The organism is Kordia antarctica (assembly GCF_009901525.1).
Taxonomy (GTDB): domain Bacteria; phylum Bacteroidota; class Bacteroidia; order Flavobacteriales; family Flavobacteriaceae; genus Kordia; species Kordia antarctica.
In genome coordinates, this window is record NZ_CP019288.1 from 2,588,718 (window position 1) to 2,614,156 (window position 25,439).

Here is a 25,439-nt window from a genome sequence, read left to right on the forward strand (position 1 = left end):
AATCCCAAATTGTATTTTTCTCACTATAAACACACATCAATAAAAAGAATATTATCTATAGTATTTTTATTAATTACTGCCAATTGTATTGCGCAAAACGATACTAGCAGAAAACAATTTCTTTTGTCCTCAGGTATTGAAGACGGTAATTATAATCAAACTGGTGAATTTTTAAAAAGCATACTTGATAGTTTATATAACGAGTATGATTTTAAAAATATAGTTAGTGACGGCTCACTTGAAAACGTTAAACTCTTGGATGAGCGGTTTTGTGATTTTGCAATATCGCAAAGAGATGTCTTTTTAGAGCGTTTGTATGACGAAACAAATAGTATAAAAAACATTCAACTTATACTTCCCCTTTTTCAAGAAAATCTTTTACTATACACGAATCAAAATATTAAAAGCTTCGCATCTTTTAATGAATTTGCAAATACCGTAAATGTGATAGGCGTTACAGGAAAAAATAATTATTCATTTAAGATTTTTGAAAAGATATGTAAACTTACAAATGTTAGCATTAACAAATTTGAAGTTATTGAAGGTAATTACCAAGAGTTGATTGAAGGTATTAACACTAATAAAATTGATGTAATTGTATCATTTTCATTACCGATTGAATCTTTAGAGAATAAATCAAATATTAATAAAGCAGGATTTTCTGATACTGAAATTTCTTTAATCACCAATAAAATTACGAACGTTTTTCCTTCTTCAACGAACGATGAAAATACGCTAAACACTATTGGAAGTTGGACATTTTTGATTGGATTAAATACTAGTGTAGAAAGTGTCAATGAAGATTTTGACATAGGATTATCTGAAAATCTAATCAATTCCATACGAGGACATAACGGAAAGATTGCTAATAGAATTTCAAAAAGTATTTCATTTTTTAAAGAGGAAGAAAATCATAAAATTCTTTACGGGATTCCAATGACCGATTCACTAGCTGTGCAAATTAATTATGACTCTTTCAATTACACTCACTTTGCATTCATCACACTAATACTTTTACTTTTACTAGTATTAATATATGTATTGAGAAAAGAGATTTTCAAAACCGATTATTCAATTCTATGGATACGATATAAACACATCATTATTGGAATATTTATAATTATAGGTTTTTATTTTCTAAGTGTAGAGATTCTATTAATTTCAGAAGAATCATTTTATAATGACTTAAGAATAAAAAGTAAAATTCTAAATCTGACCAAACAAGATTTACATTTTTGGATAATAATTACAAATTTAACAGGAAACAATAATAACATATTTCCTTTGTCATACTTAGGTCAAATAATGTTGCCATTCTCATCGTACATACTTATTGTTGGACCTATAACATTGGCTTTTGGAGAATATATTAATTATAAACTTTTAAAAAAAAGAATAAAAGGCACTATGGAATATAAATTTAGTAATCATATAGTTATTGTTGGATGGAAAGATAATACAGATGAATTTTTAAAGGAGTTAATTAATGCAAATAAGAATTATAAACGTCAAAAAAAGAAAATAATTTGTATCGCAGATAATCCTGAACTATTAATAGCAAATTCTCCAGTTTTGAAACAACTTGAAGCGAAACGAAAAATCAATTTCATAGCTGGTGATGCCAGAGAAGAAGATACTCTAAAACGAGCAAATCTACATTTAGCAGATACTGTAGTGATTTTGTCGGAAGGTTCATCTACAGAGCATGATGAAAAAACATTATTACGATCATTAGCAATCTCAAGGTATTGTAGAAAAATGACTATGAAACCTGACACTCTCAAATCGGAAGAATCAACTGAAAATCTTGGGCTATTGCAGGCTAACAAATATGAAGATTCTATCTATATAATTGCAGAAATCAATCATTCAAAATTTATAACTGATTTAAAAAATTCTGATGTCAATGAGATTATAAGTAGTAGTGAATACAGTAAAAATATACTAATGCAAAGCATGTTAAATCATGGTGTTTCTAAAGTATTAGATGAAGTTTTAACATATAATTCTCACAATGAATTCTATACAATAGATCTGAATAAAAAAAGGTTTAAAAGCTTAATTGGTAAAACTTTTGATGAACTTCTTCCTATGTTACGACAAAAAGGAATATTATTAATTGCCATTAGAATTGTATTTCGTGATACTAACGGAAACGAAATTATAGATGAAAGTAGATTGGAAAAATTACTGGTGGCTGAGAAATTAACTAGACAAATTATAGTAAATCCTACAGATAAAACCGAAAAAAACAGACCTGTCGATAATGATGATGAGCTAATTGTATTCTGTACAAGTGCTAAAGTATTAGACAATTATTAACAAAACTACTTACCCATAAAATCCCGCAACGTATCATAAAAAGCTTCCTGTGTTGGACGATTTTTTGGAACTTCACGTAAAGGCTCAACTTCGTGTAAAGTTTCATGACAATCTTTTGGCAATTGCTGATAGAGTTGTGTTCCTTTAGTTTTCCAAGCAATCATTTCGTCACTCACTTGCTTAATCACTTTTGCAGGATTTCCAACAACCAAACTACGATTCGGAATCACCGTTTTTGCTTTCACAAAAGCCATTGCGCCAATAATACTTTCATCACCGATTTCGGCATCATCCATAATTACGGTATTCATTCCGACAAGGACATTTCTACCAATATTTGCTCCGTGAATAATGGCACCGTGACCAATATGTGCGCTTTCTTTCAACACAATAGATTTCCCTGGAAACATATGCACCGTACAATTCTCTTGCACATTTACGCCATCTTCCAAGATAATTTCTCCCCAATCACCACGAATTGCCGCGCCAGGCCCGATGTAGCAATTTTTACCAATAATCACATTTCCTGTAACTGCCGCAAGTGGATGCACAAAACTACTTTCGTGTACAACTGGTATATATCCTTTGAATTCGTATATCATATTCATTTCCCGTGAAAACGGGAATCTTTTTAATTGTTAATTCTGAACTTTTTAAAATCTAATGATAATTATTTTTATTTTTTACAAACGTCAGTTCGAGTTGAGGCGAAAGCCGAAGTATCGAGAACCATTTTATTTCTCAAAGTTTCTCGATACATTTTTTATTCTGCTTCACTCCATAAAAAACACTCGAAATGACGTTCTGTAAAACTGAATTGATTAACGAGCTAAATCTCAATTCTCAATACTAAAAACTCAATACTATATTACGCAAACCGTTTCAAAGTCTCTTTAGTAAACTCAGAAAGCACCAAACGTCCCGAAATCACAGCACGTTCTGCCAATAAGTTATCCCAATCTTCGGTTCCTGTCCAAAATGCTTTTTTCATCTCAGCCATTGCTTCCGGATTGTACGTACATAAATGGTTTGCAAAAGCAATTACTTCTTTGTCAAGTTCTTCATTGGTTTCAAAAACTTTCATGTACAAACCTTTGCTTCTCGCCCATTCCGCATCGTAAAAACTATCGGCGTCAATTGCAATTTGCGACATTCCGCTTAAGCCTAATTTACGTTCTACGGCTGGTCCAACGACAAAAGGTCCAATTCCGACATTCAGTTCACTCAATTTGATAGAAGCAAATTTAGAAGCCATACAATAATCGACTGCAGAAGCCAATCCTACGCCGCCGCCAACTGTTTTTCCTTGCACGCGACCAATGATGAATTTTGGACATTTTCGCATCGCATTAATTACGTTTGCAAATCCTGAAAAGAAAATTCTTCCCGCTTCTGCATCGTTGATATTGATGAGTTCTTTAAAACTTGCACCTGCACAAAAAGTACGATCTCTTCCACTTTTTAGGACAATTACTTTGATCTCGTCATTCGTTCCTGCATCAGTAATCGTTTGTGCTAATTTGGCTAAAATATCGCCTGGCAATGAATTATGCGCTGGATGAAAAAATTCGATGGTTGCTACGCCGTTTTCTATGTTTTGTTTTACGTATGGATCTGTCATATTCATTTCCCGCGAAAGCGGGAATCTTGTTTTTGTTAGTTCTATTTTATTTCACTTATTAAATCTTCCCAATTAGGATTCGTCTTTTCAATCAGTTCAACTTTCCAATCTCGATTCCACTTCTTAATTCGTTTTTCTCTTAACAGCGCACTTTCTTTTTCTTCATGATTTTCAAAATACACTAAAATATTCAAATTATATCTTGCTGAAAAAGTAGTTGGATGAACTTTATTCTTATGCTGTCTGATTCTTCTTTTTAAATCTTTTGTAACTCCAATATACAAAACACCTTTTGGTTTGTTTGTGATTATGTATACTGAATACGTTTCCAAATTGATTTTTAGATTTCCGCTTTCGCTAGATTTTACTATGATTAACTTATTAAAAAAGTAGTGCTTATTAAAATTTTAAACTCTCTATTTCTTAGGAATATTTTTCATTTTAACCTTTTGTTGATTATCTGAGGTTCCCGATTTCTCGGGAATCATTTTGAACAATTCAATTTGTTACAACAAATTGAATTGTTCAAAATGATGGTTAAAATGCTTCGTATGCATCAAACTCCATTCAAATTTATCCAAACTTCCAAAAACTGCATTTTTAGTGGTTGCTTTAGGGTTTTCTTTAAAGTATAATTCGTATGCGTCGTATGCTTCTAGTAATTTATGTTTGGCTTCCGCCAGATTTTCGTAACGTGCTTCTGATATTAACTTTTCTAATAATTTTGGCGCATCAAAGTTTCTTGGCATTTTATCGTGCGTGTACAAACTGTCTTGCACTTTTTCTAGGTACTTTTCTGGAGTTTCTATTTCAAAATCCTGGATTTCTCCAGATGCTACTTTCAGTGTATATTCTAAATGCTCTACCATTTGTTGTGACGACATATTTCCCCAAACTGGTTTTGTGTCTTCGGTAAGTTTACTTAGATAGTTTTGAATCGATTTTTTATCAATTGTTTTGAATCGATTTATCTTTTGAACCATTGTCAAGATTGTCGCAATCGCAACCAATTCATCTTCTTGATCAAATACCTCAACAAACCATTTTACAATTCCGCTTGGCAATTCTTTTCCTCTGGAATCTCTGTCTATTTTTTCTTTACACGTTAATCGTACATGAATCGTGTCATTATGATAAATTGGACGCAAGAAACGACAATCTTCCAAACCATAATTTGCTGCTACTGGACCTTTGTTTGGATAGACAAATAATCCTGCTGCTGCTGCAATAATGAAATATCCGTGCGCAGTTCGTTTTTCAAAAATACTTCCTTCTAACGAAGTGATATCGGTATGTGCGTAAAAATGATCCCAAGTTAAGTTTGCAAAGTTGATAATATCTGTATCGGTAACTGTACGCTTGTGAGTTTTCAAGGACATTCCAGCTTCGATATCTTCCCAATGATATGCAAACGGATGCTTTTCTGTTTCTTTATATTCGGCATTCGCCTGATAAATACCTGTAACTTCTGTGATTGTTGTTGGCGAACCTTGAATGGCACAACGTTGCATATAATGTTTTATGCCACGCATTCCGCCCATTTCTTCGCCACCACCAGCGCGTCCTGGACCACCATGAACCAACATTGGTAATGGCGAACCGTGTCCTGTACTTTGTTTTGCCATATCACGATTTCCAACTAAGATTCTTCCATGATGTGACGCTGCTCCAATAACATACTCTTTTGCGCGTTTGTCGTCATTTGTAAAGATGGAAGAGACTAATGAACCTTTCCCCATTTGGGCAAGCTCGATTGCTTCGTCCATGTTTTTATATGGCATTATGGTACTTACTGGACCAAATGCTTCTATTTCGTGAACCGCAGTATTTTTGAACGGATTGTTTTCTCTTAATAAGATTGGACTTAGGAAAGCTCCTTTTTCTCCATCTGCACCAACTGCGTCAATGTTATCTAAACTTCCATAGACCATATCGGCAGTCTGAATCAGTTTAGAAACTTGATCTTTTACAAATTGAACTTGCGCTTTGTTGATTAATGCGCCCATGCGAACTTCTTTGAGTCGTGGATCGCCAATGGTAACTTTCGCTAGTTGTTTACCAAGTGCAATTTGAACATCTTCTACTAAGTTTTGTGGAACAATAATTCTTCGGATTGCGGTACATTTTTGACCTGTTTTTACGGTCATTTCTTTTCGAACTTCTTTAACGAATAAATCAAATTCTGGAGTTCCAGGCACTGCATCTTCTCCTAAAACCGAACAGTTCAATGAATCTGCTTCCATTGTGAATGGAACTGATTCTTGCGTTAATCTTGGATGTGCTTTTAGCATTCGTCCTGTATGTGCTGAACCTGTAAAGGTTACAACATCTTGCGATTCTACGGTGTCAAGAATATTTTTTGTCATTCCACTTAAGAGTTGCAATGCGCCTTCTGGCAAGATCCCTGAATCAATAATGACTCTTACAACTGCTTCTGTTAGGTATGAAGTTTGTGGCGCCGGTAAAACGACTGCAGCCATTCCTGCCATCCAGTTTACGGCACATTTTTCTAACATTCCCCAAACTGGGAAATTAAACGCGTTGATATGAACTGCAACGCCGCGTTTTGGCACTAATATATGATGCGCCATGAAACGTCCGCCACGAGAAAGATCAATTGGATCGCCTTCTACGTGATATGGTTGGTTTGGAAATAGTTTACGTAACGAAGCATTTGCGAATAGGTTTCCGAATCCGCCTTCGATATCAATCCAACTATCAACACGTGTTGCACCAGTTTTGTAACTGATTTCGTAGAATTGTTCTTTTCGTTTGTTGAGATATAAAGCTAGTGTTTTGAGCATGTTTCCACGCTCTTGAAAGGTCATTTTGCGAAGTTTTTCGCCTCCTTTTGTTCTTCCATACGCAAGTGCTGAAGGAATATCGAGTCCTTCCGTAGTTGCAAATCCGATGGTTTCTCCGGTTACGGCATCAAACATTGGAGAACCTTTTCCAGTTCCTTGTGTCCATTGTCCGTTGATATAGCTTTGTAGGATCATTTTGTTGTTAGTTTTTTGTTGTTGGTTGTCAGTTGTGTGTTGGTCGCTTTGCTCCTTTTTGGTTTTTGGTTCGTTGTTCGTTGTTCGTAAAATTACTTATTAATTTAACTCACCACTTTTAACTTTTAACTTTTTTGTGGTTGAGTCGCCTCAAAACTCAACTCTCACTACTTTTCCCGCGTTAGGGATTGTAGCGGCATCCTTTTTTAAAATTTGATACTCGTCATTACGAGGAGTTTGCGACGAAGTAATCTGCTTCTTTAATTACAGATTGTTACAACAAATTAAAAATTTGTCTCGCAATTATAACCTTTTTAAAAAAGATACAGCGGAAAGCCCGACCTTTAGGTAACGCCCAAATTATATTATATATTCACATTTTCAATGATTGCCGCATAGCCTTGACCGACACCAATACACATTGTGATTAATGCATATCGTTTGCCCGTTTCCTGCAATTGCAACGCCGCAGAATACGCAATACGCGCACCTGTAACGCCGAGCGGATGACCGATTGCGATTGCGCCACCATTTGGATTGATTCGTGGATCATCGTCTGCCAATTTCCATTCGCGAATGCAGGCTAAACTTTGCGCTGCAAAGGCTTCATTGAGTTCTATGACGTCCATATCTTCCATGGTTAATCCTGCTTTTTTGAGTGCTTTGTTGGAAGCATTTACAGGACCAATTCCCATGATTCTTGGTTCTACGCCAACAACTGCCGAACTTACGATTCGTGCCATTGGTTTGAGATTGTATTTTTTGACAGCTGCCTCAGAAGCGATGATTGTTGCCGCCGCGCCATCATTTAAACCAGAAGCATTTCCTGCGGTGACACTTCCGTTGCCTTTGAACGCTGCTCTTAGTTTTCCTAAGATTTCTGTCGTTGTGTTTGGTCTGATGAATTCGTCATCTTTGAAAATGATTGAATCTTTTTTACGTTGTGGAATTTCTACAGCGACAATTTCTTTGGCTAATCGTCCAGATTTTTGCGCTGCTGTCGCTTTCATTTGACTTCTGTACGCAAATAAATCTTGATCTTCGCGAGAGATATTGTATTTTTCTACTAGGTTTTCCGCCGTCATTCCCATTCCGTCAGTTCCGTATGCGTCGTGCATTTTTGAATTGACGAATCGCCAACCGAAACTTGTATCATACATTTTGGCATCTGTGCCAAAAGCACTTGAGGGTTTTGCAATTGCATATGGAGCTCGCGTCATATTTTCCGTTCCACCAGCAATGAATAGATCACCGTCACCAGCTTTGATTGCACGATTTGCGTGAATGATTGCCGATAACCCTGAACTACAGAGTCTGTTTACCGTTTCGCCAGGAACTGTGAATGGTAAACCTGCCAATAATAGTGACATACGCGCCACATTTCGGTTGTCTTCTCCTGCCTGATTTGCGCATCCGATAATGACATCGTCATACGCATCTTTTGGAATGTTTGGATTGCGATCTGTGACTTCTTTGATGACCAAAGCGCCTAAATCGTCCACGCGTTGTGTTGAAAGTGTTCCTTTGAAATTTCCTATTGGAGTTCGAACTCCGTCTATGATGTATGCTTCCATATCTTCTCTATTTGAGATTTTTGATTGACGATTTTTGATTTGTGAAGTTTTTCCAATCTAAAATCTGCAATCAAATATCGTTAATCTTCAATTTATTCTTCCCAATCTTTTTGCGTTCTATACACAACACCTTTGAATAATGCAATGAGTTCGTCGCCACGTTTGACTTCAATGATGTTGAAACCGAGTTTGTTTTTTACTTTTTCTATGACAGATTCTGCATAGATATAATCACCTTCTTCTAATGCTTCAATATGATTGATGGATGTTTCAATGGAAACTGCGTATTTCCCATGTGTGTTTGCCGCGAATCCAAAAGCTGTATCTGCCAACGAATAACTGATGCCGCCATGTGCTTTTCCCATACTGTTGAGCATGTCTTTACGAATGGTTAATCCGACTTTGCATTTTCCAATTTCACATTCCAAAATTTCAATTCCCAACCATGTACTGAATGGATCGAGACTGAGCATCTTTTTAGGTATTTTGTTTCCGCTTAAAAGCATTTTTTAGGCATTAGGGATTTGGTATTAGGAATTAGTGCTTCACTTAATGACATTAGTTCTTGGTCGTATTAGTATTCGTATTTTTTCTTTCTAATATTCTTTTTCTTAATGAAGACATCATTTTTGTTAATTCAGAAATTAACCTTCTATTTTCCTCATCTTCTTCAAAGTTAATATAGTTTCTTCTTCTTGATTTGGTACTACAACTTACACATTCATTTGCACTGTAAATAGCATGATTCAAATGTTTTACGAACTGAGCATCCGAACCAGGATAACCTTCTGCAATGTTTAATGCTATAGAATCTGCTGCTCTCCTAAATTGTGATGACAAAGCATATAATTCATGGTTTGGAAATTTTTTAACAATTCTGTCAACTAATTCACCAAAATCCATTGCTTTTTGGTACACTTTTAAATCTTCAAATTTGAATTGATATTTACTTTCTTTACTCATGCCTAATCCTCTAATTCCTATTGCCTATTGCCTATTAAAAAAACTTCGTTTTATTACGATTCATCTTCCGCAATAACGGTGAACAACGATATCTGTCTTCATGGTATTCGTCGTATAGAGCGTCTAAGGTTTCCACACACCAACCGATTCCTTTTTCATTTGCCCAAGCCAATAATCCTTTTGGATAGTTGACTCCTTTTGTCATTGCATTGTCTATATCTTCAGCGGAAGCGATGTTTAAGAATAAAGCATCTGCCGCTTCGTTGATTAACATGACTAATACACGATCGAATATTTGTTGTGATAATTTTTCATCTTCTGCATTTCGACTCCGCTCAATGTCAAGACTCGAAGTGACACGTCCATTTTCATCATAATCATAATATCCTTTTCCAGTTTTTCGTCCAAGATAACCAGCTTCCGATAAACGTTTTTGTGTAAATGATGGTTTGTATCTTGCATCAAAGTAGAATGCTGTAAATACAGTTTCTGTTACGGTATAATTTACGTCGTTTCCTATGAAATCCATTAATTCAAATGGTCCCATACGGAATCCGCCAAGTGTTTTTAAAGCGTTGTCTATGGTTGCAAAATCCGCCAAACCTTCTTCATAGATTCGTAATGATTCTCCATAGAAAGGTCGTGCAACTCTGTTAACGATAAATCCTGGCGTATCTTTTGCGACAGCGACCACTTTTTTCCAATCGGCGATAATTTTTATTGTCTTGTTTAAAACTTCTTTTGATGTTTGAATCGCAGGAATTACCTCAACCAATTTCATTAAAGGTGCAGGATTGAAAAAGTGAATTCCAATACAACGTGCTGGCTTTTTTAATGCAGAAGCAATAGAAGCAATTGATAATGAAGATGTGTTTGAAGCTATGATTGCATCGTCAGAAAGATAGGTTTCTAATTCTACAAATACTTTTTGTTTGATGTCTAAGTTTTCAACAATCGCTTCAATAGTTAGATCAGAATCGCCTAAGTTTTTGAGTGAATCTACATAGGAAATGTTTCCTTGAATGCGTTCTTTTCCAGTCGAATCGATTCGTCCTTTTTCGACCAATCGATTTAATATTTTTTCTAAAGCTGCTTTACTTTTGTCTAAAGCCACTTGTTTTGTATCGTATAGTTTGACAATGCATCCAGCAGTTGCTGCAACTTGCGCAATTCCGCTTCCCATAGTTCCTGAACCTATTATTCCTACTTTCATGTTGTTTGAATATTGAATATCGAATAACTAATATTGAATGATGAAGTTTAAATTTTAGCTTGATTCACCAATTTTGTTATTTGACATTCATAAGTTATTGTTTTTATTTTTTGATGTTCTAATACTAGAAACGAAAATTGCAATTAGTTCGTTGTTTTCTTTTATCAATTTTTCTAACTCTTCAGTATCTGAGATACTTTGTATTCCTTTTTGGATTTTTAAATTTACTAAAGATTCTCGTAATTCTTTCAAACATAATTTCATCTTATGCTGAAAATCTCTTGTAGATTCCGCACTTTGCGCTTCTCCATAATTTAAAGCTGAAGATGTTGACGATCGAATAATTTGTTTTCCTAAATGCTCTGATGCGAAATTTTTAGCTGTTTTTTGACAGATTTTTATAATATCAATAGAAAATTGAATTAAACGTTGTTCTATATCGTATTTTTTATTTTTCACTTTTTTAAACTTCGATATTCAGTGTTAGTTATTCTTTATTCGATATTTATTTCCCTTTAAAATTCGGTACTCGTTTTTCAACAAAAGAAGCAACTCCTTCACGATAATCTTCTGATTCGCTCGCTTCTATTTGATGTTTTGATTCTAACGCAAGTTGAGATTCTAAATCATTTGTTAGTGATTGATTTAATACTTTTTTCGTTAAACCTAATGCTTTTGTTGGCATTTTGGCTAATTTTTCAGCTAGTGCAGTAACATCTTCTTTGAAAGTTTCTAGCGGTAATACTTTGTAAATCATTCCTAAACGTTCGGCTTCTACTGCGCCAACTTTATCGCCTAATAACATTAAAGCAGACGCTTTTTGAAATCCGATTAATCGTGGCAAGAAAAACGTTCCTGCGCTATCGGGAATTAAACCGATTTTACTAAATGCTTGAATGAAACTTACTTTTTCATGCGCAACTACAATATCGCATGCTAATGCAATGTTTGCGCCTGCACCTGCGGCAACTCCATTAACAGCACCAATAATTGGTTTTTCAATATTCCGAATTCGCTTAATGATTGGATTGTAATGTTCTTCTAGTATTTTTTTGAATCCAGGATTGAGTTCTGGATGTGTGACTTCTTTTAAGTCTTGACCTGCGCAAAATGCTTTTCCTTCTCCTGTAAGTACAATGGCGCGTACTTCATCATTTTGTTCGCATTGGTCTAAGGTATCTTGTAAACGCAACGCCATTTCACGATTGAAGCTGTTGAATACTTCAGGTCGATTGAGCGTAATGTGCGCTACGTTATTTTGTATGGTTAAATTTATAGATTGGGTATTCATATATAATGAAAAATTTTAAATGTTAAATTTTAAATGTAAAAATGATATTCGGTATAACTTTTACATTTAGAATTTTATATTTTACGGTTTATAATTTACTTAAGGCATTTAAAGTAATCAAAAGGTTCTAAACAGTCTTCACATTTGAATAATGCTTTGCATGCTGTAGAGCCAAATTGACTCACTAATTTTGTATTGGTTGATTTGCAATTGGTACATTTTACAATCCGTTTGTCGCCCAATAACGCTTCTTTGTCTGCATCTGGATTTAATGGCGGCGCAATTCCGTATTCACGCAATGCGTTTCGTCCACGTTCGGTAATCCAATCGGTTGTCCACGCTGGCGCGAGAATTAACTTTATTTTAGATTCGTATCCGTTTTCTTGAAGTGCTTTTGTAATATCTTCACCAATTACGTCCATTGCAGGACAACCTGTGTAGGTTGGTGTAATTTTAACTTCTACAATTCCGTTAACAAGTATAGCAGATCGTACAACACCCATATCCATAATAGAAAGTACCGGAATTTCAGGATCGGATACTTTTTCCAAGATTGGAATAAGGATTTCGTCTATATGTTGTTTTTCTGCGATCATAGTTATTTTAAATACTAAATAAAGAATATTGAAGTTCTTTAATTCTTCTAAATTTTCACTTCTTTATTTATCATTCGACATTCTGTATTCGTTATTCTTTTACCACTTCATGCCTGGATACGTTCTTTGCATGTATTGCATATCGGCCAATAAATAGCCCATGTGTTCTGTATGAATTCCTGATTTTCCTCCTTTTTGGAAGTATTTCAATTCAGGAATTGTAAGTGTTGCTTCTTCTAGTAATGAAGTTACTTTTTCGTAATATGCATCTTTTAGTGTGGAAACGTCGACACCAATTCCTTCTTCCGCCATTATTTTAGCTTCTTCGGTTACTTCAAACAATTCGTTTGTGTACGTCCAAAGTCCGTCAATTGCATTTTGCATTTTTTTGTGACTAATTTCAGTTCCATCGCCTAAACGCTTTATCCAATCGCCCGTAAAACGTACATGATACGAAACTTCCTTGATTGCTTTTTTTGCAATTGCACTTAGTGTGATGTCTTGACTGAATTGCAGTTTTTCTAACACTAATAAATGATATACATCAAATAAATAGTGTCTTGCAATTGTATATGCAAAATCACGATTTGGTTGCTCTACTAAGAGTACATTTTTGTATTCACGCTCTATTCGTAAGAACGCAATATCATCTTCTGTAGCTTCATTTCCTTTAATTTCGGCAGCATATTGAAAGTAACTACGTGTTTGCCCAAATAAATCTAAAGAAATGTTTGTACACGCAATGTCGGTTTCTAAGCTTGGCCCGTGTCCACATAATTCTCCCAATCGCTGACCTGCAATCAAGCAATTGTCTGCTAATTCAAGTATGTAGTTGTATAGGTTTGTTTTCATATTTATGCCCACGAAAGTGGGTATCTTTTTAATGGTAACTTACTGTTTCTTTGAATTACTATTCACTTTGAATCCATTCAACTTGCGTATTTAGATCCCTGCCTTCGCAGGAATGACAAACTTACATTGATAAGATTCCCGCCTGCGCGGGAATGACGCAAAGCGTCACATATGCTTTATCTCATCTGGTAACGTATAAAACGTTGGATGACGATATACTTTGTCGTGTGCAGGTTCAAATAACTCTCCGTTATTTTCAGGATTTGAAGCTGTAATGTTTTTAGATTCTACAACCCAAATACTTACACCTTCGCTTCTGCGTGTGTAAACGTCTCTTGCATTTTCCAACGCCATATCGGCATCAGCTGCATGCAAACTTCCAAAGTGTCTGTGTTCTAATCCGTTTTTACTTCTGACGAATATTTCCCAAAGTGGCCAAGTCTTTTTGTTTGACATAATTTTATGAATTTAAACTTGAAGTCGAAATTGAGGTCGAAATTGAATTTGAATACGTTCGATTTCAGCTTCAGCTTCAAGTTCTTTTTTATACAGCTTTCGCTGAATTTTCTTTTTTTGTTTGTTTTTTTTCTGCGTAACTCATCGCAGCATCACGAACCCATTCTCCTTCTTCCCATGCGCCAACTCTTGCATTCATACGTTCTTTGTTGCAAGGTCCATGACCTTTGACAACTTGCCAAAATTCGTCCCAATTGATTTCTCCAAAGTCATAATGACCTGTTTCTTCATTCCATTTTAAGTCTGGATCTGGAACGGTTAATCCTAAAATATCTGCTTGTGGAACAGTTTGGTCAATGAATTGTTGACGTAATTCGTCATTAGTTTTACGCTTTAGTTTCCACTTCATCGATTGTTCTGTATGCACTGATTCTGCATCTGTTGGACCTAACATCATTAATGAAGGCCACCACCAACGATTTAATGCATCTTGCGCCATTTCTTTTTGTTCTGGAGCTCCGTTACATAATTTCATCATGATTTCGAATCCTTGACGCTGATGAAAACTTTCTTCTTTACATACACGAATCATTGCGCGTGCATAAGGCCCAAATGATGTGTTACATAATGGTACTTGATTTATAATTGCGGCACCATCTACCAACCAACCAACTGCGCCCATGTCTGCCCAACTTACCGTTGGATAGTTAAAGATGCTTGAATATTTTGCTTTTCCAGAGTGTAGTTGTTCGTATAATTCTTCGCGAGAGATTCCTAAGGTTTCACATGCGCTGTAAAGGTATAATCCGTGTCCGGCTTCGTCTTGTACTTTTGCTAGTAACGCAACTTTACGACGCAATGAAGGCGCTCTGGAAATCCAGTTTCCTTCTGGTAACATTCCTACGATTTCAGAATGTGCGTGTTGCGATATTTGTCGAATGTGTGTTTTCCTGTATTTTTCAGGCATCCAATCTTTTGGCTCGATCTTTTCATCATTTGCGATGCGCTGCTCGAAGATTTCCTCTAAGTTTTTTATTTGTGCTTCACTCATAATTATGAATTTTAAATGTAGAATGCTAAATGTTAAATTTAAAAGTTTTCATTTAGATTTCTATTATTTTCCTTTTTCAATTTTCTTGTTTGTTCTTCGTTAATTCGTTTTTTGATCTTTATTCTCTGTTCTATATTCTTTGATCTTTGTTTTCCATTTTCATGGGAATTTCTGCATTTCGACTCCGCTCAATGTAAACGTTAAGGATGGAACAATTTGTTTGAGCTCTTTTGTGAGATGGATTCCTGCCTTCACTTCGATACACTCAGTGACCTCGTATAAATTCATCTCACAAAAAGCGAGTTGTGATAGCCTGACCGCAAATGTTCATTGAGGTTTTCTCGAAATGAACATTTGTGGTAACGCCCAAATTATTTTATTACACATCAAAGTCAACTACAATTTTTTCTGTGGTTGGAACAGATTGGCATGATAATATTAATCCGCTAGCGACTTCATGTTCTGATAATGCATAGTTTATTTTCATTTCTACGGAACCTTCTACAATTCTGCATTTACACGTACTACAAACGCCGCCTTTACACGCAAAAGGCAAATCGGCTCCTGCGGCTAATGCGCCATCTAGGATGTTGTCATATTCGTCTTCCATGATGAAATGAAATTCTTTTCCGCCATCAAGAATCGTTACGTCTGTTCCTTCTACTTTTTGTTCTAACGCTTTCGCGATTTGTGCATTGGATGTTTTTGCATCGCCCGAAAAGAATAGTTCGTAATGAATGTTTTCTTTTGGCAATCCTGTCGCTACCAATTCGTCTCTGATGAGAAATATCATTTCTTCAGGTCCGCAAATGAAACAATCTGCTGTGTCTTTTATGTCGATGAAAGTTTTTGCTAATGTTTGAATTTTCTCTGCGGTAAAACGTCCGTTTAAAAATTCGATATCACGTTTTTCTTTTGTTAGAAAATAGAACACATTGAATCGCTGTAAGTATTTGTTTTTCAGCTGCTCTATTTCTTCTTTAAAGATAATAGATTTTACCGTGCGATTCAAGTAGAAAAGTTTGAATGTACTTTCTGGCTCTAATGCTAAGTGTGTTTTTATGATAGAAAGCATTGGTGTAATTCCGCTTCCTGCGGCAAACGCAATGTAGTTTTTCTTCCCATTCGGATCAACCTCAACGTAAAAATGACCTGCTGGCGCCATTAATTCAAGTTTGTCTCCTGCTTTTAATTCCGTGTTTGCATAAGTAGAAAATACGCCGCCCGGAATTTGCTTTACAGCGACTTTCCATTGATTGTCTACAGGACTTGAACACAGCGAATACGATCTGCGAACATCTTCATCATTGATAAATTTTCGCAACGTTAAATGTTGTCCTTGAATATAGTTGAATTCTTCCTGAAGGTTTTCAGGAATATTGAATGTGATTACCGTACAACTTGAAGTCTCTTTATATACGTCAGCTACTTCAATTTCGTGAAACTTTGCCATGCACTTTTTTTAGTTCTTTCTACAAAACTAACAATTGTTAGTTTGACTTGCAACTAAATTTTTGTTAAATAGTATATGTCAATAGTTTACATGAAGAAAAAAAGGCATTAATTAGTGTACTTCTTGACATTTTTAGCATCCTAAACTGCTACACCTGTAAGCAACACTTTGCTCAATGCTGCTAGTAAGTCTTCTTTGATGATGTCTTCTTTTTTAGGAATCCAAAGATATAACGAACGTAAGGTAGAAATGATAGAGAATAGGATGATTTCAGGATCTACTTCTTTGAGTTCTCCGTTTGCAATACCTTGTTTTAGTATTTGCCGAAAGCTTTCTTCGTAATTTCTTCGTAAGGTAAGATAGTATTCTATTTGTTCTTCCAAATGCATCCAATCGTTATTCATGGTTGCCATTTTTGATGGATTTTCTAGTGTAATTTGCACATGTAATGCAATGATTCGTTCTAATTTTTCGATGCTTGTTGAGTCAGTAGCAACTATTTGAGACATTCCAACTGTAAACTGCTCACCTATGTTTATGACAATGTCTGAAAGTATTTGTTGTTTGGATTGAATGTGATTGTACAAACTCGCTGCTTTTATGCCCATTACTTGCGCTATGTCACGCATTGTCACAGCACTGTATCCTTTTTTTTTGAAAAGCATTTCGGCTGTTCGTACAATTTCTTCTTTGCGAGTTTCAGGTTTTTGTTTCATCAAGTTACCATAATCAGTCTGTGAAGATACATATTTTATGAAATACGTTGAATTTCTATATTTTGTTGCTTGAATATTTTATGTTTTAATAGCTTTGTGAAAATTTGTCGCATGAATCAGAATATTGAAACAAATCCATTGTTGGACAGACTTCCTCCGCATTTACAACAATATATAAAACCACAGAATTATGACGATTATTCCGCCATAAATCAAGCTGTTTGGCGTTATGTGATGCGAAAGAGTGTTTCTTTTTTGAGTACAGTAGCGCACGATTCGTATTTAAGCGGTTTGCAAAAAACGGGGATTTCTATTGATGAAATCCCAAGTATGTACGGCATGAATCGTATTTTGAAAGAAATAGGTTGGGCAGCAGTTGCCGTTGACGGATTTATTCCACCAAATGCTTTTATGGAGTTTCAAGCTTATAAAGTATTGGTGATTGCGAGCGACATTAGGCAGTTAGAAAATATTACTTACACACCAGCGCCCGATATTATTCATGAAGCAGCAGGACACGCACCAATTATTTCCAATCCTGATTATGCAGAATATTTGAGACGATTTGGAGAGATTGGCGCCAAAGCTATTTTATCGGCGCATGATAATGAAATGTATGAAGCAGTTCGGAAACTTTCTATTGTGAAAGAATCGCTAGGAAGTACAGAAACCGAGATTGAATCAGCAGAAACTCGCGTGAACGAATTGCAGTCTAAAAAAGTAGCATTGTCCGAAATGGCAATGATTCGAAATTTACATTGGTGGACTGTTGAATACGGCTTGATTGGCGATATACAAAACCCGAAAATTTATGGCGCAGGTTTGCTTTCTTCCATTGGAGAAAGTAAATGGTGTATGACTGATAAAGTGAAAAAAATTCCATACGCTTTGGACGCCGCGTACCAAGAGTTTGATATTACAAAACCACAACCGCAATTGTATGTAACGCCCGATTTTTCACATTTAATGCAAGTTTTGGAAGAGTTTGTAACTACAATGGCATTGCGAAAAGGCGGATTTAGAGGTTTGCAAAAACTAATTAATTCTAAAAAAATTGGAACTATTGAACTGAGTACAGGTTTGCAAGTTTCTGGAATTTTCACAGAAATGATTACGAATGAAGATAATGAAGTTGTGTTTTTTAAGACAGAAGGACCAACTGCATTATCAAACAGAGAGAAAGAATTAATTGGTCATGGTATTACAATGCATCCGCACGGTTTTAGTTCGCCTTTAGGCAAGTTAAAAGGAATCAATTTGGCGATTGAAGATATGAGTCCGAGAGATTTAAAAGCGTATAATTTTTATGATGGCGAACGCATCGCCTTCGAGTATGAAAGCGGCATCAAAGTAGAAGGTTTAAACGTGACAGGAATTCGGAATATTAATGGAAAGTTAATTTTGATTCAGTTTACAGATTGTACAGTTACATACAAAAATGAAGTGTTATTTAAACCAGCATACGGAACATTTGATTTGGCTCTAGGAAAAGAGATTGTTTCCGCATATGCTGGCGCGGCAGATTACAGATCGTTTGATATGGCGCATTTTAAATCGGAAACATTGACTGTGAAGATTCCAACATCAAAAGCAGCTAAAGATTTGGAGGCTTTGTATGCGAAAGTTCGCGATTTTAGAACCAAAAAAGACACAACTGTTTCGCTTGAAACTATTTTTGAAGAAGTTTCGAAAGCACATTCAAATGATTGGTTATTGCTTGTTGAATTGTACGAATTGGCAACTGAAGATATATCGTTTCAAACGAAAGTTTTAAATCGTTTAGAAGAAATTCAAACAGAACGACCAGAAGTTTCGCAATTGATTGCAGACGGAATTGAGTTGGTTGTTTAGTTAACTATTCAAGAAATCTTTAAATTTTTTTGTCGTTAGTAATTTCCATATTCCAAGTAAGATTGCCAATCCTTCTGTAAATGAACCAACTGATAAAAGTTCTGGACCATATGGCCAATGCTGAATTTTGAATAGCGCACCGATAATAGTGATAAACACGCCTAAAAGAAATATAGCAATAATGTGTTTTACTTTCATAGTTTTTTAGATTGCAACCCGTTTTTGAACTTAAAGCCAGATTGATTTTTGAAAAATCCAAGATACTACTTTATTCTATATGTAAAAAAGCGAACCGAAGTTGACTTAGAATTGCATAAATGGATACGTTTTTTGAAGCTTTTCAATTTTAGCTTGTAGTTTTGCTAAAAAATTTTGATGCTGTTCAGAGTTTGGATTGAATGGTTTATGCGCCAATCCTTTTTGAATAGTTTCTATTTCTTCCAACGTTTTTTCACTTTCGTGAGAAATCCAATTGTGCTGAAATTTCTCCCAAATGTAATTAATCGCCGTAGCATTTGGATGAATCATGTCTTCCGCGTAAAAACGATAATCGCGCAATTCGTCCATCATAAGTTCATACGACGGAAAATAATGTATTTGATTTCGCTCAGAAACTACGTGATGAATTCCGGACAATAAATGTGCTTTACTTTGCTGATTTTCCACAAAACCATCTTTTAAATGTCGCACTGGCGAAACGGTAAAAACTACCGTAATTTTCGGGTTGAAGCTTTTCAGTAATACAACACAATTTTCAACACTTGCTGCGACTTCATCTACCGAAAGTAATTCTTTTAAAAACTGCTTTTGCGGCACTTTATGACAATTGGCAACCGTTGTATCGGTTTCAATATGGCGATATGTCCAAGAAGTTCCTAAGGTGATAATTACATGAGAAGCTTCAAGCAGCACTTGATTCGTGTTTTCAATTGCCAAATTCAAATTTGATAACAATCCATTTTTGTCTGCGTGACTCAATTCAGAATGTGCTTCAAAACAATGCCAACGTTCATTTACATAGAAAATATCATCTTCCGTAAATTCATCTTTATTGATTGCTTTCGTAAGTAAGTTCTCAATCGCTTTTGGATGAAATAAAATTCCGAATGGGTTTTGAAACGTATTGAATTTGTAATACGCCAACTTTCCGCCAATATGTTCTGAAAAACAAGAACCCAATAAACATACGTTACTTTCATATGTTATTGGGTTATAATTTTCTTTTGCGAACGGAATGTTGGTTTGCAAGATCATAAAACTATTGCTTTTCTTTTAGATCGGCAGCTCGTTTTGCAGTATGATACATGATCAGCAAACGGTTTTTCATTCCTTGCGTAAATCCCACCAATTCTTTGCTTTGGTATGATACACCTTTAATGCTTTCCATTTTTAAAATAGCATCACTTGTAGCTCTGTCTAATTTTCCTTTTTCCGTAATATCGTTCGGATTTAATATTTTAAGATACACTAATTTATCTTGAAAATCTGCAACTACCGCAGGTTGTGGCGGCGTTAAACGCAACCATTGTCCTTTTTTACTTGGCATTACACACCAAACATATACATCTTCATCAGAAGCATCTTTCGGAGCTTCTTCTTGTGCTAAAACTGGCACTGCAAGTAGCAATGCAAATACAATTATATATAATTTTTTCATAAGGCTATTATAATATTATTATTGTTAATATTGAGTTATTTTATATATTCTTTTACACGTTCAAGCGCTTTTGGAATTCCTCCAGGGTTTTTTCCGCCTGCGGTTGCAAAAAAGGGTTGTCCGCCGCCGCCGCCGTGAATTAATTTTCCTAATTCTCGCACTACTTTTCCAGCATCATAACCACGTTCTGCAACTAATTCTTTGGAAATATAACACGTTAACATTACTTTGTCTCCATTCGCGGTAGCAAAAAACAAAAATAAGTTTTTTAGTTCACCACCAAGTTCAAACGCTAGATTTTTTATTCCGTTTTGGTCTAAATCTATTTTGGTTGCTAAAAATTGAACGCCATTAACTTCTTGTAATTGTCCTTTTAGGTCACCTTTTGCATTTTTCGCTTTGTCTTTCAACAGACTTTCTATCTGTTTTTTCAACTTTGAGTTTTCATCTTTTAAATCGGAAACTGCTTTTACAGCATCTTTCGGATTACTTAAAACGTCTTTGATTTCGTAATATGCGCGGTTATTTGTCGCATAAAACTCTTTCGTTGCATCACATGTAATTGCTTCAATTCTACGAATTCCTGCCGCAACTGCGCCTTCAGATTTTATTTTAAAATGCCAGATATCGCCTGTATTTTCCACATGTGTTCCTCCGCACAATTCAATCGATTTTCCAAAACGAATAGAACGAACCGTATCTCCATATTTCTCGCCAAATAACGCCATTGCGCCATCTGCCATTGCTTCTGTAACTGGTCTGTTACGTTTTTCTTCTAGCGGAAGCTTTCCTTCAATTCGTGCATTTACAAAATCTTCAACATCGCGTAATTCTTCTACGGTAAGTTTTGAAAAGTGAGAAAAATCGAAACGTAAATATTTTGAATGTACTGCCGAACCTTTTTGCTCTACATGCGTTCCTAAAATTTCACGCAATGCTTGATGCAATAAGTGTGTTGCTGTATGATTTGCCGCTGTACGATTACGTTGCTTTTTATCAACCACAGCACGCAACGTTACGTTTATATGTTTTGGTAAATTTTTCGCAATATGAATAATTAGATTATTTTCTTTTTTCGTGTCCAAAATATACACAACATCGCCATTTGGCACTTCCAAATATCCTTTGTCACCAACTTGTCCGCCGCCTTCTGGATAAAATGGTGTCAAATTGAATACTAATTGATATTGTACACCATCTTTTTTGGTTTCAATTTTACGGTAACGCGTCAATTTTACATCAACTTCAAGCATATCATATCCGACAAATTCTTCTTCTTCATCTTCTATAACAATTACCCAATCATCTGCTTGAATCGCTGTTGCTTCCCGACCTTTTCCTTTTTGTTCTTCTAGTAATTTTTTAAATTCTTTTTTATTGTATGATAAATCGCGCTCACGCAGAATCAACTCTGTTAAATCTTCTGGAAAACCGTAGGTATCTTTTAATTCGAATACTTTTTTACCTGATATTTCTTTTCCACTTGTATTTTCAATCACACGATCTAATAATACCAAACCTTGATCTAGCGTACGTAAAAATGAATTTTCTTCTTCTTTTATTACATTCTGAATGAGTTGCTTTTGCTCTGTAAGTTCAGGAAACGCTTTCCCCATTTTTTTATCCAACACATCTACCAAACGATAAATAAATGGTTCTTTTTTGTTTAAGAAAGTAAATCCGTACCGAATTGCTCTTCGCAAGATTCTACGAATTACATAACCAGCTGCATTGTTACTTGGCAATTGTCCGTCAGCAATAGAAAAAGATACTGCGCGCACGTGATCGGCAATGACACGAATGGCAACATCTACTTTTTCGTCTTCTCCGTACTTTGTATTTGAAATCGCTTCTATTTCTCTAATAATTGGCGTAAAAACGTCTGTATCATAGTTCGATTTTACATCTTGCAAAACCATACATAAACGCTCAAATCCCATTCCTGTATCAACATGATTTGCAGGTAATTTTTCTAATGATTTGTCTGCTTTACGATTGTATTGCATGAAAACCAAGTTCCAGATTTCCACAACGTGTGGATGATCCATATTGACCAAATCTGCTCCAGAAACTTGTGCTTTTTCTTCTGGCGTACGAATATCAACGTGAATTTCTGAACAAGGCCCGCAAGGTCCTTGACTTCCCATTTCCCAAAAGTTATCTTTTTTGTTTCCCATCAAAATGCGCTCTTCTGGAATAATTTCTTTCCACAAGTCATACGCTTCTTGATCTAGCTGTAAACCATCTTCTTCGCTTCCTTCAAAAACAGTTACATATAAAATATCTTTATCTACTCCGAAAACTTCTGTCAATAATTCCCAAGCCCACGTAATGGCTTCTTTTTTAAAGTAATCGCCAAAACTCCAGTTTCCAAGCATTTCAAACATCGTGTGATGATACGTGTCATATCCAACTTCTTCTAAGTCGTTATGTTTTCCGCTTACACGCAAACATTTTTGTGTATCGGCAATACGATTGCTTTTTGGCGTTCCGTTTCCTAAGAAATATTCTTTAAAAGGTGCCATTCCAGAGTTGATAAACATCAAAGTTGGGTCATTTTTCATAACCATTGGCGCAGAAGGCACAATTTGATGCGCTTTAGATTTGTAAAATTCTAAAAACTTGGTTCTAATATCTTGGGATTTCATTTATTCTTAACTGATTAAAAGAGAATATATAATCTCGTATTTTATGTAAACCTATTAAATTTTGATTGTCAAAGCTACTTTATGATTTATTAAAATTATCTTAAGCTGCTGTAAAATTTCCAAAAACTGTAAAACAATAGTTATATTTGTTTGTTTCACAAGTTTCTCATGAAATATTTTTATTGAGAATCTGTGCAAAAATAGAATATTTTAAGGAATGAGTAAGGTAAAATATTATTACGATTCAGAAACGCTGTCATATCGCAAGATTGAAAGCAAGCGTGGACGTAAAATTGGCTATGCATTATTGTACATTGCATCCGTTGCTTTATGCGCTATTTTGCTAGTAACTGTCTTCATTTACACATCATTTGAAACACCAAATGAAAAGGTGTTGCAACGTGAATTGGCAAAAATGCAATTTCAGTATGATTTGCTGAATAAGAAAATCGCGCATGCGGAATCTGTTCTAGAAAATATTGAAGAAAGAGACAATACTATTTATCGTTTGTATTTTGAAGCAAACCCAATTCCTGAAGAACAACGCAAAGCTGGTTTTGGCGGTGTAAATAGATATGAAGCTTTGTATAACTATGAAAATGCAGATTTGCTTGTGTCTACGACAAAACGCTTGGAAGTGTTGCAAAAACAATTGGTAGTTCAGTCTAAATCGTTGGACGAAATTGCAAAGTTGGCAGAAGATAAAGAAGATTTTTTAGCTTCTATTCCAGCAATTCAGCCTGTAACTAATGAAAATTTAACGCGAATGGCTTCTGGTTATGGAATGCGAAATGATCCGTTTACGAAAGCTCGAAAGATGCATTGGGGAATGGATTTTACAGCGCCAAAAGGAACGCCAATATATGCTGCTGGTGATGGAGTTGTAGAACGCGCCGATAATTCTTCTTCTGGTTTTGGAAAACACATTCGTATAGATCACGGTTACGGATATGTTTCGCTATATGCACACATGAGTAAATACAACGTTCGTAAAGGAAAAAAGGTGAAACGTGGTGATTTGATTGGTTTTGTGGGAAGTACAGGACGATCGCAAGCGCCGCATTTACATTATGAAATTCGTAAAAATGGAGATAAAATAAATCCGCTTAATTTCTATTATGGAAATTTATCTGCTAAAGAATTTGAAGAGTTATTAAAAAATGCTGCCAAACAAAATCAATCGCTCGACTAATGCATATTGATTTACCAGAAAAATTATATTACAGTATCGGCGAAGTTGCCAAAGCTTTTGACGTAAACGCTTCTTTGATCCGTTTTTGGGAGAAAGAATTTGATGAAATTCAACCCAAGAAAAATGCTAAAGGAAATCGTAAGTTTACGCCTGAAGACATTAAACACATTCAACTTATTTATCATTTGGTCAAAGAACGTGGCTTCACACTCGACGGCGCAAAAGTTCATTTAAAAGAGGAAAAGAAGAAAACGCTTTCCAATTTTGAGATTATTCGTAAATTACAACAGATTAGAGCTGAACTTGTAAAAATCAAGGACAATCTGTAACGTTTGAACTAAATACAATACTAACAAATAAACCTGAATAATTATGAATAAAAAATGGATAATCGCTTTAGTCATTGTGGCTATACTTGCGATTTTTGCATACACCAAATACAATGGAATGGTGTTGCTGAGAGAAGATGCCAAAACTGCTTGGTCTAATGTTGAAAGTGAATATCAACGTCGAAATGACCTTATTGGAAATCTTGTGAAAACGGTTAAAGGTGCTGCCGATTTTGAACGTACAACGCTTGAAGCGGTAATTAATGCAAGATCAAAAGCAACTCAAACACAAATTAATGTAGACGATTTAACGCCCGAAAACATGGCGAAATTTCAAGAAGCACAAGCTGGACTTTCTGGCGCATTGTCACGATTATTGGTAACTGTTGAACGTTATCCTGATTTGAAAGCCAATGAAAATTTCTTAAAACTACAAGACGAACTCGCAAGTACGGAAAATTCTGTTCGTACGTCAAGAAATCGCTACAATAGCGCAGTGAATGATTTCAATAAAAAGATCATCACTTTTCCAAACAACCTATATGCAGGTGCATTTGGATTAAAAGAAATGGCGCGTTTCAAAGCTGATCCAGGAACTGAAAAAGCACCTGATGTTGAGTTCGATTTTAATTAATAATACCTAATAAGCACCCAA

General features: G+C 35.4%; 25 protein-coding genes. 5 read left to right on the top strand and 20 right to left on the bottom strand.

Annotation, left to right across the window (positions count from 1 at the left end):
- The first annotated feature begins 123 nt into the window (after positions 1 to 123).
- The gene (locus IMCC3317_RS10565; protein ID WP_160129468.1) at positions 124 to 2,322 is read left to right on the top strand and encodes a TrkA-related ion transporter; all 2,199 of its coding nucleotides are present in this window, start codon (positions 124 to 126) and stop codon (positions 2,320 to 2,322) included.
- 5 nt (positions 2,323 to 2,327) lie between these two features.
- Here IMCC3317_RS10565 and IMCC3317_RS10570 read toward each other — a convergent pair whose 3' ends face one another.
- The 16 genes from IMCC3317_RS10570 to IMCC3317_RS10645 all read right to left on the bottom strand — a co-directional run bounded on the left by IMCC3317_RS10570 (position 2,328) and on the right by IMCC3317_RS10645 (position 17,107).
- Positions 2,328 to 2,924: an acyltransferase gene (locus IMCC3317_RS10570; RefSeq protein WP_160129469.1), complete on the bottom strand. Its 597-nt coding sequence runs from the start codon at positions 2,922 to 2,924 to the stop codon at positions 2,328 to 2,330.
- A gap of 266 nt (positions 2,925 to 3,190) precedes the next feature.
- Entirely contained in the window at positions 3,191 to 3,943 is a 753-nt protein-coding gene (locus IMCC3317_RS10575) for an enoyl-CoA hydratase/isomerase family protein (RefSeq protein WP_160129470.1), read from the bottom strand.
- Positions 3,944 to 3,984: 41 nt separating this feature from the next.
- Positions 3,985 to 4,275 carry a GIY-YIG nuclease family protein gene (locus IMCC3317_RS10580; RefSeq protein ID WP_160129471.1) on the bottom strand — a complete coding sequence of 97 codons (291 nt, stop codon included), beginning with the start codon at positions 4,273 to 4,275 and terminating at the stop codon, positions 3,985 to 3,987.
- A gap of 174 nt (positions 4,276 to 4,449) precedes the next feature.
- The gene (gene paaZ, locus IMCC3317_RS10585) at positions 4,450 to 6,942 is read right to left on the bottom strand and encodes a phenylacetic acid degradation bifunctional protein PaaZ (RefSeq protein ID WP_160129472.1); all 2,493 of its coding nucleotides are present in this window, start codon (positions 6,940 to 6,942) and stop codon (positions 4,450 to 4,452) included.
- A 365-nt stretch (positions 6,943 to 7,307) separates the two neighbouring features.
- The gene (gene pcaF / locus IMCC3317_RS10590) at positions 7,308 to 8,516 is read right to left on the bottom strand and encodes a 3-oxoadipyl-CoA thiolase (protein WP_160129473.1); all 1,209 of its coding nucleotides are present in this window, start codon (positions 8,514 to 8,516) and stop codon (positions 7,308 to 7,310) included.
- 92 nt (positions 8,517 to 8,608) lie between these two features.
- The gene (locus IMCC3317_RS10595; protein ID WP_160129474.1) at positions 8,609 to 9,022 is read right to left on the bottom strand and encodes a PaaI family thioesterase; all 414 of its coding nucleotides are present in this window, start codon (positions 9,020 to 9,022) and stop codon (positions 8,609 to 8,611) included.
- 52 nt (positions 9,023 to 9,074) lie between these two features.
- Positions 9,075 to 9,479 (bottom strand): four helix bundle protein, encoded by a 405-nt coding sequence (locus IMCC3317_RS10600; protein WP_160129475.1) that lies wholly within the window; start codon positions 9,477 to 9,479, stop codon positions 9,075 to 9,077.
- A gap of 34 nt (positions 9,480 to 9,513) precedes the next feature.
- A complete protein-coding gene (locus IMCC3317_RS10605) occupies positions 9,514 to 10,692 on the bottom strand; it encodes a 3-hydroxyacyl-CoA dehydrogenase NAD-binding domain-containing protein (protein WP_160129476.1) in 1,179 nt (392 codons plus the stop codon).
- A gap of 87 nt (positions 10,693 to 10,779) precedes the next feature.
- Positions 10,780 to 11,151 (bottom strand): four helix bundle protein, encoded by a 372-nt coding sequence (locus IMCC3317_RS10610; RefSeq protein ID WP_160129477.1) that lies wholly within the window; start codon positions 11,149 to 11,151, stop codon positions 10,780 to 10,782.
- Positions 11,152 to 11,197: 46 nt separating this feature from the next.
- Positions 11,198 to 11,983: an enoyl-CoA hydratase-related protein gene (locus tag IMCC3317_RS10615; protein ID WP_160129478.1), complete on the bottom strand. Its 786-nt coding sequence runs from the start codon at positions 11,981 to 11,983 to the stop codon at positions 11,198 to 11,200.
- 95 nt (positions 11,984 to 12,078) lie between these two features.
- Positions 12,079 to 12,579 (bottom strand): 1,2-phenylacetyl-CoA epoxidase subunit PaaD, encoded by a 501-nt coding sequence (gene paaD, locus IMCC3317_RS10620; RefSeq protein WP_160129479.1) that lies wholly within the window; start codon positions 12,577 to 12,579, stop codon positions 12,079 to 12,081.
- A 99-nt stretch (positions 12,580 to 12,678) separates the two neighbouring features.
- Positions 12,679 to 13,431 (bottom strand): 1,2-phenylacetyl-CoA epoxidase subunit PaaC, encoded by a 753-nt coding sequence (paaC, locus tag IMCC3317_RS10625; RefSeq protein WP_160129480.1) that lies wholly within the window; start codon positions 13,429 to 13,431, stop codon positions 12,679 to 12,681.
- A gap of 165 nt (positions 13,432 to 13,596) precedes the next feature.
- Positions 13,597 to 13,887 carry a 1,2-phenylacetyl-CoA epoxidase subunit PaaB gene (paaB, locus tag IMCC3317_RS10630; protein WP_160129481.1) on the bottom strand — a complete coding sequence of 97 codons (291 nt, stop codon included), beginning with the start codon at positions 13,885 to 13,887 and terminating at the stop codon, positions 13,597 to 13,599.
- An 88-nt stretch (positions 13,888 to 13,975) separates the two neighbouring features.
- Positions 13,976 to 14,938, bottom strand: a complete 963-nt coding sequence (paaA, locus tag IMCC3317_RS10635; RefSeq protein WP_160129482.1) for a 1,2-phenylacetyl-CoA epoxidase subunit PaaA — start codon at positions 14,936 to 14,938, stop codon at positions 13,976 to 13,978.
- Between the two features lie 379 nt (positions 14,939 to 15,317).
- Positions 15,318 to 16,391, bottom strand: a complete 1,074-nt coding sequence (gene paaE / locus IMCC3317_RS10640) for a 1,2-phenylacetyl-CoA epoxidase subunit PaaE (RefSeq protein WP_160129483.1) — start codon at positions 16,389 to 16,391, stop codon at positions 15,318 to 15,320.
- A gap of 140 nt (positions 16,392 to 16,531) precedes the next feature.
- Complete coding sequence (locus IMCC3317_RS10645; RefSeq protein ID WP_160129484.1) at positions 16,532 to 17,107, bottom strand: TetR/AcrR family transcriptional regulator; 576 nt, start codon at positions 17,105 to 17,107, stop codon at positions 16,532 to 16,534.
- Positions 17,108 to 17,218: 111 nt separating this feature from the next.
- Here IMCC3317_RS10645 and IMCC3317_RS10650 point away from each other — a divergent pair, with 111 nt between their 5' ends.
- Positions 17,219 to 18,958, top strand: coding sequence for an aromatic amino acid hydroxylase (locus IMCC3317_RS10650; RefSeq protein ID WP_160129485.1), 1,740 nt, complete (start codon positions 17,219 to 17,221; stop codon positions 18,956 to 18,958).
- Here IMCC3317_RS10650 and IMCC3317_RS10655 read toward each other — a convergent pair whose 3' ends face one another.
- The 4 genes from IMCC3317_RS10655 to alaS all read right to left on the bottom strand — a co-directional run bounded on the left by IMCC3317_RS10655 (position 18,959) and on the right by alaS (position 23,263).
- Positions 18,959 to 19,156 carry a GldL-related protein gene (locus IMCC3317_RS10655; protein WP_160129486.1) on the bottom strand — a complete coding sequence of 66 codons (198 nt, stop codon included), beginning with the start codon at positions 19,154 to 19,156 and terminating at the stop codon, positions 18,959 to 18,961.
- A gap of 105 nt (positions 19,157 to 19,261) precedes the next feature.
- The gene (locus IMCC3317_RS10660; RefSeq protein ID WP_160129487.1) at positions 19,262 to 20,212 is read right to left on the bottom strand and encodes a GSCFA domain-containing protein; all 951 of its coding nucleotides are present in this window, start codon (positions 20,210 to 20,212) and stop codon (positions 19,262 to 19,264) included.
- A 4-nt stretch (positions 20,213 to 20,216) separates the two neighbouring features.
- Positions 20,217 to 20,615, bottom strand: a complete 399-nt coding sequence (locus IMCC3317_RS10665) for a hypothetical protein (protein ID WP_160129488.1) — start codon at positions 20,613 to 20,615, stop codon at positions 20,217 to 20,219.
- Between the two features lie 35 nt (positions 20,616 to 20,650).
- On the bottom strand, positions 20,651 to 23,263 hold the full coding sequence (gene alaS / locus IMCC3317_RS10670) for an alanine--tRNA ligase (RefSeq protein ID WP_160129489.1): 2,613 nt from the start codon (positions 23,261 to 23,263) through the stop codon (positions 20,651 to 20,653).
- Between the two features lie 217 nt (positions 23,264 to 23,480).
- Here alaS and IMCC3317_RS10675 point away from each other — a divergent pair, with 217 nt between their 5' ends.
- The 3 genes from IMCC3317_RS10675 to IMCC3317_RS10685 are packed head-to-tail and all read left to right on the top strand — an operon-like array spanning position 23,481 to position 25,418.
- The gene (locus IMCC3317_RS10675) at positions 23,481 to 24,455 is read left to right on the top strand and encodes a M23 family metallopeptidase (RefSeq protein ID WP_160129490.1); all 975 of its coding nucleotides are present in this window, start codon (positions 23,481 to 23,483) and stop codon (positions 24,453 to 24,455) included.
- Positions 24,455 to 24,784, top strand: a complete 330-nt coding sequence (locus tag IMCC3317_RS10680; protein WP_160129491.1) for a MerR family transcriptional regulator — start codon at positions 24,455 to 24,457, stop codon at positions 24,782 to 24,784. Before IMCC3317_RS10675 ends, IMCC3317_RS10680 begins: the two co-directional genes overlap by 1 nt.
- 43 nt (positions 24,785 to 24,827) lie before the next feature.
- Positions 24,828 to 25,418, top strand: coding sequence for a LemA family protein (locus IMCC3317_RS10685; RefSeq protein ID WP_160129492.1), 591 nt, complete (start codon positions 24,828 to 24,830; stop codon positions 25,416 to 25,418).
- The last annotated feature ends 21 nt before the right edge of the window (positions 25,419 to 25,439 follow it).